The following is an 11,936-nucleotide window of genomic DNA, read 5'->3' as shown; positions in this document are numbered from 1 at the left end:
TATGACAAATGAATTATTAAGGATTTGACATATTTACTGATGTAGATGTAATGGCATGGTCAAAATTAAGATAGGTTTTCTTGGGCAGGGATTTCCTGATGAAAATAATTTCACGATCGCTAACCAAAATTAAGCATAGTAAAGTTATCCTAGCTGTGCTGCTAATATGCCTAGTGGTACGCTTACTACCCTATTTTGCGCCCATTCGGGCCGCAGACATTGCCCAAAGTCAGTTAGCAATGCAATTTAGCGATCGCAATGGTTTACCATTAGGAACATTGCTCACCCGTGACCAAGAGCATACATCAGTAGTACCGCTAAATCAGGTTTCGCCCCAGTTTATCCATGCTATTTTAGCCGCCGAAGATGCTGGCTTTTACCATCACGGGGCGTTGGATATGAAAGCTGTTATCCGCGCCAGCAAAGAAGCCATCCACGCCAAAAGAATTGTTTCCGGTGCTTCCACAATTACTATGCAGTTGGCGCGGATGTTAGATCCCGTCCCGCGTACTCTGTCAGGTAAAATGCAAGAGATTTGGCTATCTTGGCGGTTAGTAGCAGGGATGAATAAAGATGAAATCCTCTCTGCATACATCAATCGGCTGCCAATGGGAGGGAATATATATGGTGTAGAAGCAGCAGCGCAGACTTATTTTTCCATCCCAGCTAGTGAGTTGAATCTTGCCCAAGCGAGTTTGTTGGCTGCTATTCCCAATAATCCCACATACTTTAACCCTTACCAGCATTGGGAACGGCTGAAGCAGCGGCAAAAATATGTCCTCAATCGGATGGTACAGGAAGGGTATATTAGCGGTGCGAATGCAGCCCGAACATCCGCCGAAAAAGTTGTGTTTCAGTCTAGCCAACGGGGAATTATTGCCGCACCACACTTTTTGTTTTGGTTAGCCAATCAGATTCCCCCTAGCCCTGCTTACAAAGCGGGGAATCAAGCCCCCCTAGAGGATCAATCCGTTATCCGCACGACTATAAATCGTCCTTTACAGCAGTTTGTCGAAGCACAGGTGCAGCAGGTAATTTCTTCTCTGGCCGCCAATAATGTCCATGATGCATCTGCATTGGTGATTGACAACCGCACCAGCGAAGTTTTGGCTTATGTCGGTTCACCTAATTATTTTAATGAAGCCAAACTGGGACGCAATGATGGAGTACAGGCGCTACGTCAACCAGGATCTACTCTCAAGCCTTTTGTATATGAATTAGCTTTAGAAAAAGGTTTAATTCGCCCAAATACTATTTTGGCAGATGTACCCGCCCATTACGCCATTCCCGGCGCAAAACTTTATAGCCCAACAGATTATACCGAAAGCTTCCTTGGCCCTGTGCGGGTGCGAATCGCTTTAGCAAATTCTTTAAATGTACCAGCAGTGCGGGTGTTAGAAAAGGTAGGTGTGCAGACTTTCCTCGAACGTCTGCATCAATTGGGCTTTGAACACCTAAATCAAACCTCAGAACATTACGGTTTAGGGTTAACTCTCGGTAGTGGCGAAGTTAGTTTATGGGAATTAGCTAGAGCTTATGTTACTATGGCGCGGCTCGGAGAAGCTACGCCGCTAGTAAGCACATTTTCCGATTCCCCATTCCAAAATCCTTCGACTGAGCGCTCACACCAAAGTCCTAAATCTAAAATTTCAAATTCGACGACAATATGGCAATTAATAACTAATATGCTTAGTGACAGCCATGCTCGTGCAACAGCATTTGGTGTAGACTCAGTGCTAAATTTACCTTTCCCGGTTGCTGTTAAAACTGGCACTTCTTCCAATTTTCGGGATACTTGGACGGTGGGCTTCACCACAGATTACACCGTTGCTACCTGGGTAGGCAATTTCAACGGCGAACCGATGCGACAAGTTTCAGGCGTTACGGGGGCTGCACCCTTGTGGAATCGGATTATGTTACATCTGCACGAACATCATGAACCAGAAGGTTTTCCACCTCCAGACGGTTTAGTGCAATTACCTATTTGTGCTATATCTGGGTTACGCCCAACATCAGAATGTTCCTCAGTGGTGCAGGAATATTTCTATCCAGAAGATAAGATTGCCTACCAACGTCAAAATCAATTCACTTTGCCACCTGAGTATGATGAATGGTTGGCAAAACAACAGCAATCGAGTCTTGTTTCTACCAATTTGAGAATTTTATCTCCGCATCATGGCGATTTATTCTTGCTATATCCAGGTGAAGAAGCGAAGCAAAAACTCGAATTTAAGCTAGCGGGAAATAAATCTGCGCCTGTAGAGTGGTGGCTGAATGGTGAAAAGCTAAATACACAGTCAGCTAATTCTTTATTTTGGTATCTGCGTCCTGGTAAGTGGACTTTGGAAGCGAGAAGCGGTGAAATGAGCGACAAAGTAAGTTTTCAGGTAGAGTTAGCTACTATTAAACCCACACGTCGAGGTTTTTCTATTAGTAATTCTTAGGGAGGCAGCCAGATTAAATTAAGTAGGTCGGCGTAAATAATTATTGTTGCAATAAGGCAGGGGGCAGGGAGCAGGGGGAGAAAGAGTTTGAGCCTTATTTACTTTTGTTTACATAGTTTGGTTTTATTGCACCGACTTACTTATAAAAAATTTAAGGGACGACTCCTACAGGTGAAATCGTCCCTTCCAATTTATAAAAGTGAGATATTTCCTATCTGCTTACTCTGGAAGGTTCAACCCACTCATCCCAAGAGCTATCGTAGCCATCATAAGTAATTTTATAAAGATTATTACTAACTTCTAAAACCTGCCCTTGATACCATTTTCCTTTCCACAAGATTCTAACTGAATCTCCAACTTGAAATGATGCCCGGAAGCGTGCAGCGCTAACCCATTCATTCCAGGAACTATCATAACCATCGTAGGTAATATAGCAATTATCATCATTAACCTTAAGTACCGTTGCCGGATACCATGCTTCCTCCCAAAGAACCTCAGCCTTTTGTCCTAAAGAACAGGATGAGGCAGCAAAAGCACTGGGGATTAATGTTCCTACCCAAGTTGCTATAAAGATGGCACCAAACAATACTTTGTTTTTCATCATTTTTTATATCCTCAAACAGTAAAACAGAATTTTGATTATGATTTCTAAAAATCTAATTCAAAATTTGCAATTAACTGTTACTATTTTTATGGAATTAAATTAGCGATCGCCTCAGCATAAATTATGAATTTTTACCGCTAATTATGAAGATATTGCCGAAATATAACGCATTTCAAATCAACAGTAGTTATCGATTTTACCTAATTCAAAGGTAATATAAATTCTCAATGAAGATGCACTTAATATTTATGAAATGTAGACTTAGAGAGGCAGCCGCTAAGGGATGCCTACACAACTTGGCATTTTTATGATACACTTGTACTATAAAAGAACATCTGGTGAGTATGCAACGCGAAGTTTACCAGGCGATGCCCAAAGTTTGTAGTAAATGAATGCCATAGTAGCTAGTTAGTGAATGCAATCATGAACACACGATATTTGTGTGATATATGCCAATTTTAACATTTTGGCATCAATTTATTGTGTGTTTTTCTTTCAATTTTGCACGGTTATAATAGCTTATTTTGAAAGAGTAATAAACCTCAGTAACCGTGGATTTAAAAGATTCTTGATCTTTGTATGGAAGGCAGCAATATGACGAATAATAAAATTTCTCTGGTAGAACTAATCCAAATTCTTGCACAATACCGCAAAAATATTATCGTCAACATCAAACATCTACAAGAACATTATCAAAGGACAGGTATCAAGCGCGTCCAAGGTATTAGAAACGAAAATAGAGAACTGCTTCAGCCTTGGTTGCGGACAGAAAATATAGATAATGCCGAGTATGTTGGTATGGGCGAGTTTCAGTTTAATCGGAATACTGCTACTATCAATATGCTTATCAAACGGAAAGTCAAACTTGCCAAATTTGAAGACCAAATCCCCACTATTGAGGTAGCAGGTTTGCTAGTAAATGACCTTAATAGCTTTAATAATTACACGATTGTCAGTGACGGCAAAATAAACGTCAAGTCCTTACAAGTCAAAATCAGCAGTAAAAAAGCATTTGACTCACTCAAAGAAAAAGGTGTGTTAGATGCAAAAGAATTTGACTTTCGTGCTGAATATACCATTCAGTTAGATAACTTGCCACTTGTAGCTGCTAATAGCCGTTACAGCAGCATTGATGGACTATTCAATGAACTCGCAGAAATTAAAGTACTTACTAGTATTATTTCTGCTTACTTGAAAAAGGAGTCAGATGTATTTGTAGCAGGACAGTTAGAGGAGTTTAAAAAGCACTATCTGTCCAAAAGTGTTTACATCAACTTCCCTACAACTAATGAATACACAGACATCCATGAAGCTCTAGTTAATGGCACCCTTGACTCAAGATTGAGCTATAAAATTGATATCGGTAGTCAAGATATTCTTAACCTGAATAAGTTTCATTCTGCTAACAAGTTTTTGAATAGAATGTATCGCTTTTATGACAAAGAAACTGGAGAAATTATCATTAATCCGAGTTTTGCGATCGCACTGAATGAGAATCTCGCTTTTAGGCACAGGTTGCTGTCATCACGCACCAAAATTACGAAAGTTGACGAGTTTATGAAATCAATTTTTGATGATTTTCTTGGGCTTGAGCAAAATGGGATAGTCGTAGGTATTCTTAAGAAAGTCGGTGCTGATACTTTGGCGCATTTATTGCAAGATAAACAAGCTGGTAAGCAGATCAGTAAAGAGGAAATAGTTGCAGCTTTAACGGCAGCAAATACCAAGTTAGAACAATATGTAGAAAATATCTATCGAGATAAGATTTCTCCTTTGGTATTTTACATTGGTTGTACTGGAGTATTGCCAGAACAAATGCAAGCAAAACCTATGACTGCTGAAGAAGCTGCTGCTAAATACCCAAATTTACAATTTTCTAAAGATGAGCAAGAAGGTACTTTTTTTGCAGTTGGTAATAGTATTATCAGCATCTATGCCAAGACTGAATATTATAGCAAAAAGGTGGCTATCCTAAATCATTCGTGATCGACAAGACCCCCCAATACTGCTCGGTTAAGGTTTTTGAATATTCGAGATCACAAAGACAGACGCGATAAATCATCACAAAGACGCGATAAATCGCCGTCTCTTGCCTTAACCAAACAGTATTGCATGGCTTTCAATTTTCACAAATAAAATAGGATTACTATATAAATAATCTATTTTTGTTTAAGAAGCTGCTGATTCTCCCCCAAGCGCCGATTGGATAACTAAATGAGCAATCTCACTAAGTCCCGTCCCAAATTCTGGAATTATAAATAGAAGCATCATTGCAAAAATTCCGAATTGGTTATATTGCAGTGGCTTTAGCTGAGGAAAAATTTCACTGAAAACTTGAAAACCATCCAGTGGTGGAATTGGCAGCAGATTAAACAGAAATAAGGTCAAATTTATCCGAGCCGCTAAGTAAAGAAATTCTCCACTCAAAAGCCCTGATAGACTCGGATTAGAGAGAAATTTAAGCATCAAAATAAATAGAATGCCTAAAGCCAGATTTGATAATGGTCCAGCTGCGGATACCAAAATATTGCCTAGCTTGGGAGAGCGAAACTTAGATGGGTTGACGGGCATTTGTCCCCAAGCTATACCCATGAGACAGAGAAAGATGATTGATTCCTTACCCATGTGAACTATAGGATTAAGTGTGAGATGACCAGTTTTTTGTGGAGTGTTATCTCCCTGACTCATCGCAGCCCAGCCGTGAGCAAGTTCATGCACAGTGATGGAGAATATGACAATTACAACGATTCTGAAAAAATGAATCGGCTCTGTGATGAGTGTTTGGATAAACATATATTCTGGCTTGTGGTATGGTTAAAGCTAAAATCCGCACTTTCCGAAGACACGCACGAAAAAGTTACCCAATTTAAAAACTGCAAACCTTGAGAATCAAGGTTGCTCACCAATAAATTAGGTAAGTTATTTTTGCGAGGCTTCCAAAACTAGTTAAAAAATCTATGGAGACGTTGGTTGCTGAGAATGAAGCAAATCAGTTGCTTGAAATCAGCTTTTTCTCACCATGATGATCGAAGTTCTCATCTATAACGGCTGCAATGCATCGGAAAGCTGTGTAAGACAGTATTAGTATAATAATTTACTATCTTTTCGTAATGGGCCATGTGTGTAATAACAAGATCATTATATTAATGTTACTAACGTAACTAAGTAATAATCTATAGTAATTATTCGTATCTTTTTTAATTAACTTTACTCGATTTTATAGCGTAAATTGCTTGTATAGCTGTAAAAAGTCAATTCATAGCATTTATAGTTGCAAAATTTCTAGTAAATAACACGTAATATATTTTAAAAGTTTTGTATATAAAATTATTGTGTATCAATGATTTAATGGATATTTCAGCTTCATCAACCAACATTTGTTCATAACTGACCATAGACAAATTCTCAGCTAGTCATTATTTAGTTGTATTTGATACTTTTAAAGTAAATATTATTTACTAAATAATTTAAAAATTAATACAGTTATTAGAGAGGATATTAACAGCTTATTGGTATTATTTTGATGCACCAACGCAATGATGATGAACAACAATGGATGAAGATCAGCGCCGTTCTTATTGGCGTGCTAATACTGCTTTAATTCGTAATCTTTTAATTGTCTGGGCATTGGTTTCCCTAGTTTTCAGTATTTTGTTGGTTCAACCTTTGAATGCGATACGGTTTTTTGGCGTTCCTTTTGGCTTTTGGATGGCGCAACAAGGATCAATCCTGGTATTTGTGGCCTTGATTTTCATTTATGCCTTTCAAATGGATAAGCTAGACCGCAAATACAATCTCAGCAAGCAAGACAACAAATACAATCTCAAGAAGTGAGGAAAAACCGTGTCAGTTGAAATTTGGACTATTGTATTAGTTGGACTTTCCTTCCTCGCCTACATTTATATAGGTTGGCAATCACGAGTCGAGAATAGTAAAGACTTCTTTATAGCAGGTCAAGGGATACCTTCAATTGCTAATGGTGCGGCCACAGCCGCCGACTGGATGTCCGCAGCCTCGTTTATTTCAATGGCGGGGCTGATTTCTTTTTTGGGCTACGACGGTTCTATTTATTTAATGGGCTGGACTGGTGGCTATGTGCTGCTGGCATTATTACTGGCTCCTTACCTACGGAAATTTGGTAAGTATACAGTGCCAGATTTCGTAGGCGATCGCTACTACTCTAATATTGCTCGTCTGGTGGCAGTAGTTGCAGCCATTTTCGTCTCCCTCACCTATGTTGCTGGGCAAATGCGGGGCGTGGGCATTGTTTTTAGCCGCTTCCTACAAGTAGATATCAATACAGGTGTGATCATCGGTATGGTGATCGTCGGCTTTTTCTCTGTGTTGGGAGGGATGAAAGGCATTACCTGGACACAAGTAGCACAATACTGTGTGTTGATTTTTGCTTACCTGATTCCAGCGATCGCGATCGCCTGGTTTCTCACTGGTAATCCTGTTCCCCAGCTAGCATTTACCTTCAGTGATATTGCTGACAAACTCAATAAAATTCAGGTTGACCTGGGGTTTAAGCCGTATACTGAGCCGTTTGTGAACAAATCGATGCTAGATGTGCTGTTCACCACCATTGCTTTGATGGTGGGCACTGCTGGCTTGCCCCATATTATTGTCAGATTTTATACAGTCAAGAGTGTGCGTGCAGCCCGCTTTTCTGCTGGTTGGGCATTGCTATTTATCGCTATTCTTTATACAACTGCTCCAGCCCTCTCCATGTTTGCCCGCTACAACCTGATCGATTCCCTGCACAATCAGACGGTTGCAGAAGTGCAGCAGCTAGACTGGGCAACCAAATGGGAAAAAACTAAACTGTTGGCTTTTGATGACATCAATAAGGATCGGCGTTTCCAGTTAACCCCAAACAAAGACACCAATGAAATCAAGATTGACCGAGATATCATTGTGCTTTCTACCCCAGAGGTAGCTAACTTGCCTCCGTGGGTGATTGGCTTGGTAGCGGCTGGCGGTTTGGCTGCTGCTTTGTCTACAGCATCAGGTTTATTGCTGGTAATTTCCAGTTCCATCGCCCACGATATCTACTACCGGATCATCGATTCATCAGCCTCAGAAGAAAAACGGGTGTTTGTCGGGCGGATTATGGTAGGTTTTTCCCTCGTCCTCGCCGGATATTTTGGGGTGAATCCGCCGGGATTTGTGAGTGAAGTAGTGGCTTTTGCCTTTGGTTTAGCCGCTGCTAGTTTCTTCCCGGTGATTTTCCTGGGAATTTTCGACAAACGCACCAATTCCGAAGGTGCGATCGCCGGCATGTTGACGGGTTTAATTTTTACGATCATCTACATTGTTGGTGTCAAGTTTGGAGGTATGCAACCCTGGTTCTTTGGGGTTTCTCCTGAAGGAATTGGTACTTTGGGTATGCTAATTAACTTTGCTGTTACCCTAGTGGTTTCGCGCTTAACACCACCTCCTCCAGCAGAAATTCAAGCGATGGTAGAAGACCTCCGCAGCCCATTGATTGAAGAATAAGGCATTGGGGATTGAGCATGGGGCATTGGACATTGAAAAGAGGCAGAGGGGCAGGGTACGGGGGGCTGAGGGAAAAACTCTTCTCCCTTGCTCCCTGCTCCCTGCTCCCTGCTCCCTTGCTTCTTCCCCTACTCCCTACTGTCCAAGTTCTTTGATGTTTTTTGTCACTTGTTGATATAAGTCGTTGTTACCTTGATTTTGAAAAATGCTTGCTGCTTGTTCCAAGTCCTTGAGTGCCCCTTGTTTGTCTCCATTGGTGGCGCGGGCATTTCCTCGGTTATTGTAGGCAGGGGCAAAGTTAGGGTTAAGGCGAATGGCTTGATTGTAATCTGCGATCGCACCCTGTGGATCTCCATTGGCAGCACGGGCATTTCCTCGGTTATTATAGGCGATCGCATATTTGGGGTTGAGGAGAATTGCTTGGTCAAGATCATCTAGTGCGCCTTTTTTGTCTCCATTGGTGGCGCGGGCATTCCCCCGGTTATTGTAGGCTTCGGCATAGTTGGGATTCAGACGAATCGCTTCACTGTAATCTTTAACTGCTTCTCTGTTACCTCCTAGTGAGGCGCGGGCATTCCCCAGGTTATTATAGGCTTCCGCGTCGTTAGAATTGATACGAAGGGCTTGATTGTAATCTGCGATCGCTTTTTCCTTGTCTCCCAAATCAAAGTAGGCTAATCCCCGCCCGTTGTAAGCAGCGCCATATTGAGAATTTTGATCAATTGCCTTACTATATGAAGCGATCGCAGCTTGTAAATCACCATTTAAATGCTGATTCTTTCCCTGAAGATAGAATTCCCCACCTTTGGATGTTGTCGCTGAACGACGGCTAGGTTGGCTGACTCCTATTTCTGTCACCAACACATTGTCATTCTTACTACAAGAAATACTGCTAATTGTAGTCAATGTAGTAAAAATAGCTATGGTAAATATTTTACTTACCCTTGTTCGCTTTTGCCCAAATAAACGCCGTCTCATAATTTAATATAAACCGTCATAACGCCTGAACGAAATTAGTATCAAAATCTAGATTTTAATTCTTGAACTCAATAATTATTCTAACTTTTGATAGAAGTATAAAATCAAATGACAATTTTACTTGATATTCACTAACTTTATTTAATTATTATGTGTAGGATAGATGATAAATTACGAAGTATAAAAAATACCAGTTTCGCTATTTCCTATTGTCATCTCTTAGCTTCTTGACAAGGGATTTTTGAACAGAAAACTACTGTCCTTCATGTCTTTTAGAATACTTATTGAAAAAATATATTTAAAATATTTAGATTTATTCTAAATAATAACTCCATAAATTCTGGCATTTGTAGCCTGATGAACAATTTACTCATCTTCTGTTTCACTCTCTTGAGTTTTGGGAGTTAGTCGCCAAGAAGTAGTTTTGTCAATATCTACAGAAAGTTGTTCCAGATTTTGCCCTAAATCTTTTTGGAGTTTTTGAGTTAGTGTAATGGGAAAATCTAAATTAATACCTTCACTTTGTGCTAGCCTTGCTAATTCTGTAAAAGTAGCTTTGACTGTAGTACGCTCATAGCTAGTCAGTTTGTAATAAGAAGTTTCAGATATATTCTGAGCCTGCATGGCTTTTTTCATGCGTTCTTGCAAATGCTCAAATTCTGAATTCAACAACTTCCATTGCTGCTCAAGTTGCGAGTATCTGGTACTTAGTGATATTAATTCTTCCGTTGCGGGGTCGGGGCTAGCTTGGGCTTGTAATCCTAACAAAATTGAGTGGATTTGTGCAAGATAAATACAATCTAAGTAAGCATACTCTATCTGTTCTTCAGTCAAGGGACGTTTTCCCCAATCGCTTTGTTGTTCTTGTTTATCGATATTGTTAAAACTACAAAGTGCTGTAGCTATAGTTTTGAGTTGGTAGTTGGGTAATGGCAAAAGATAATAAGGGATTTTTTTTGCCATTTCCAAGGTGCAAGTAATATTTTTGGCTTTCTTGTTACCGAGAAACTTTAGATCATAACTGGCGTTGTGAAAAACTTTTTCAATAGCAGAATTTATCATAATTTCTTCAATAAATTCAGCTATAATGTCAGGCTGATCTAGGACATCTAAAAGGTAGACGCGATCGCCACTCATATCTTGAGGATTATCTAATACCTGAATCAGTGATAGTCGGGGATTACGACTTTTATAGTCAGCCACTTCTGTATCTATCCACAGAGTTTTAACACTGGTATATTCAGCAACAATGTCACTAATTTCGCTGGCAGAAGTAAGGTAGGGCATTGGCTAATTTTTCCTGATATTTAGGCTATTGTAAGTAAGCCATAGTTTTATAAAGTAACATTTTGTTGGTAATTTTGCTGCCACAGGATTGCAAAAAGGCTGAAATTTGGAATTCGTTATAGACATCGCCAAATTGACTTAAATCTGATAACATCGAGTCACCACTGTGGGGTGGCATAATCTACCATTGAAAGAGCTACTCAGCATCTACGTTAAATTCATTGAGAGCTACAGGCTGTATGCAGAGCCATCCTGGTTAGCAGCCGTCAGGAAAATGGAATTGGAATTTCTCAAAACTGAGTGCAAAAACTTAGCTTCAAGAAATCGTCTAAGTTTGAATTTCCAGTAACCTGAGCGCTTGCTTAGGCACTTTTGCTACTTCATTTTTAATTGTTTTTTAACATCTGCTCCTCACTATGACTAAATAATTCGTAATTCGTAATTAACAGGGTACAAAGCCAACACTAAGTTAAAAATTTAGTGGTCAACAAGATAGTGGAGGGGGCAAACCCTCTAGAAGTGCAACTACGAATTACGTTAGCGAGTCCGCTAGCGTCATTATCAATTACGGATTATTTTGACACACACATCAATTAATCGCTTCAAGTACTCAATTCGGAGATAGATAATGAAAAAACTAATTCTATTGCTAGTTAGTGGCATTTTGGTAGTTGGTACTTTTGGCTGCCAAGAAGCTCCTAAAACTGGTTTGGAAACTCCTAGCACTACCAATCAAGCTGCTCAAGCACCAGCAACACCAGCTTCTCAGATAAATCAAACTGCGGATAAAACTACTACTAAGATTCCAGCAAAAGGAACGACTCCTTTAGCAGCTAGTACAGGCACTAAAGTTAAAACCGATTCTGAAAAAACGGCAGCAACAAAAGCTAAGAGCAACTTGAAAAATGAAGTTAGCGAAAAGTTGAATAAAGGCTTACCAGGCAATAAGTTACAAGTTGAAAACAAAGAGGGTGAAATTATCCTCAAAGGCACAGCGGCTTCTGTTGAAGAACTTAAAAAAGCTGAAACCTTGGCTAAGGAAGTTCAAGGTGTGAAAACAGTGAAGGTGGAAGCAAAAGTTGATGCTGTGAAAAAGCTATAGGACAATATACAGCACTTTGCAA

Annotated in this window: 9 protein-coding genes; 5 read left to right on the top strand and 4 right to left on the bottom strand. The window is 39.9% G+C overall.

The features are described from left to right. Nucleotides 1-98: 98 nt before the first annotated feature. Nucleotides 99-2,444: a penicillin-binding protein 1C gene (gene pbpC, locus F8R90_RS08510; RefSeq protein WP_196510391.1), complete on the top strand. Its 2,346-nt coding sequence runs from the start codon at nt 99-101 to the stop codon at nt 2,442-2,444. A gap of 211 nt (nt 2,445-2,655) precedes the next feature. Here the strand turns inward: pbpC and F8R90_RS08505 are convergent, their stop codons facing one another. Next, nucleotides 2,656-3,048 (bottom strand): agenet domain-containing protein, encoded by a 393-nt coding sequence (locus F8R90_RS08505; protein WP_230966198.1) that lies wholly within the window; start codon nt 3,046-3,048, stop codon nt 2,656-2,658. A 594-nt stretch (nt 3,049-3,642) separates the two neighbouring features. Here F8R90_RS08505 and F8R90_RS08500 point away from each other — a divergent pair. Further along, nucleotides 3,643-5,034 (top strand): hypothetical protein, encoded by a 1,392-nt coding sequence (locus F8R90_RS08500; RefSeq protein WP_196510390.1) that lies wholly within the window; start codon nt 3,643-3,645, stop codon nt 5,032-5,034. Nucleotides 5,035-5,217: 183 nt separating this feature from the next. On the opposite strand, the gene F8R90_RS08495 is transcribed toward F8R90_RS08500, so the two are convergent. Continuing rightward, nucleotides 5,218-5,841 carry a site-2 protease family protein gene (locus tag F8R90_RS08495; protein WP_196510389.1) on the bottom strand — a complete coding sequence of 208 codons (624 nt, stop codon included), beginning with the start codon at nt 5,839-5,841 and terminating at the stop codon, nt 5,218-5,220. Between the two features lie 759 nt (nt 5,842-6,600). On the opposite strand from F8R90_RS08495, the gene F8R90_RS08490 reads away from it, so the two are divergent. Next, nucleotides 6,601-6,882 carry a DUF4212 domain-containing protein gene (locus F8R90_RS08490; protein WP_190890283.1) on the top strand — a complete coding sequence of 94 codons (282 nt, stop codon included), beginning with the start codon at nt 6,601-6,603 and terminating at the stop codon, nt 6,880-6,882. A gap of 9 nt (nt 6,883-6,891) precedes the next feature. Continuing rightward, nucleotides 6,892-8,547, top strand: a complete 1,656-nt coding sequence (locus F8R90_RS08485; RefSeq protein WP_196510388.1) for a sodium:solute symporter family protein — start codon at nt 6,892-6,894, stop codon at nt 8,545-8,547. Between the two features lie 135 nt (nt 8,548-8,682). On the opposite strand, the gene F8R90_RS08480 is transcribed toward F8R90_RS08485, so the two are convergent. Both F8R90_RS08480 and F8R90_RS08475 read right to left on the bottom strand, forming a co-directional pair. Then, nucleotides 8,683-9,525 (bottom strand): tetratricopeptide repeat protein, encoded by an 843-nt coding sequence (locus F8R90_RS08480; RefSeq protein ID WP_196510387.1) that lies wholly within the window; start codon nt 9,523-9,525, stop codon nt 8,683-8,685. A gap of 366 nt (nt 9,526-9,891) precedes the next feature. After that, nucleotides 9,892-10,812: a ribonuclease D gene (locus F8R90_RS08475; RefSeq protein WP_196510386.1), complete on the bottom strand. Its 921-nt coding sequence runs from the start codon at nt 10,810-10,812 to the stop codon at nt 9,892-9,894. A 628-nt stretch (nt 10,813-11,440) separates the two neighbouring features. Between F8R90_RS08475 and F8R90_RS08470 the strand changes: the two genes are divergently transcribed. Beyond that, nucleotides 11,441-11,914, top strand: a complete 474-nt coding sequence (locus F8R90_RS08470) for a BON domain-containing protein (protein ID WP_196510385.1) — start codon at nt 11,441-11,443, stop codon at nt 11,912-11,914. Nucleotides 11,915-11,936: the final 22 nt, after the last annotated feature.

Source organism: Nostoc sp. NZL (assembly GCF_015714705.1).
Lineage (GTDB): Bacteria > Cyanobacteriota > Cyanobacteriia > Cyanobacteriales > Nostocaceae > Nostoc > Nostoc foliaceum_A.
This window is presented reverse-complemented; position numbering and strand designations above follow the sequence as displayed.

Coding starts and splice junctions, on each gene's coding strand:
- F8R90_RS08475 (WP_196510386.1), bottom strand. CDS start 10,812: ATGCCCTACCTTACTTCTGCCAGCGAAATTAGTGACATTGTTGCTGAA.
- pbpC (WP_196510391.1), top strand. CDS start 99: ATGAAAATAATTTCACGATCGCTAACCAAAATTAAGCATAGTAAAGTT.
- F8R90_RS08495 (WP_196510389.1), bottom strand. CDS start 5,841: ATGTTTATCCAAACACTCATCACAGAGCCGATTCATTTTTTCAGAATC.
- F8R90_RS08470 (WP_196510385.1), top strand. CDS start 11,441: ATGAAAAAACTAATTCTATTGCTAGTTAGTGGCATTTTGGTAGTTGGT.
- F8R90_RS08500 (WP_196510390.1), top strand. CDS start 3,643: ATGACGAATAATAAAATTTCTCTGGTAGAACTAATCCAAATTCTTGCA.
- F8R90_RS08480 (WP_196510387.1), bottom strand. CDS start 9,525: ATGAGACGGCGTTTATTTGGGCAAAAGCGAACAAGGGTAAGTAAAATA.
- F8R90_RS08505 (WP_230966198.1), bottom strand. CDS start 3,048: ATGATGAAAAACAAAGTATTGTTTGGTGCCATCTTTATAGCAACTTGG.
- F8R90_RS08490 (WP_190890283.1), top strand. CDS start 6,601: ATGGATGAAGATCAGCGCCGTTCTTATTGGCGTGCTAATACTGCTTTA.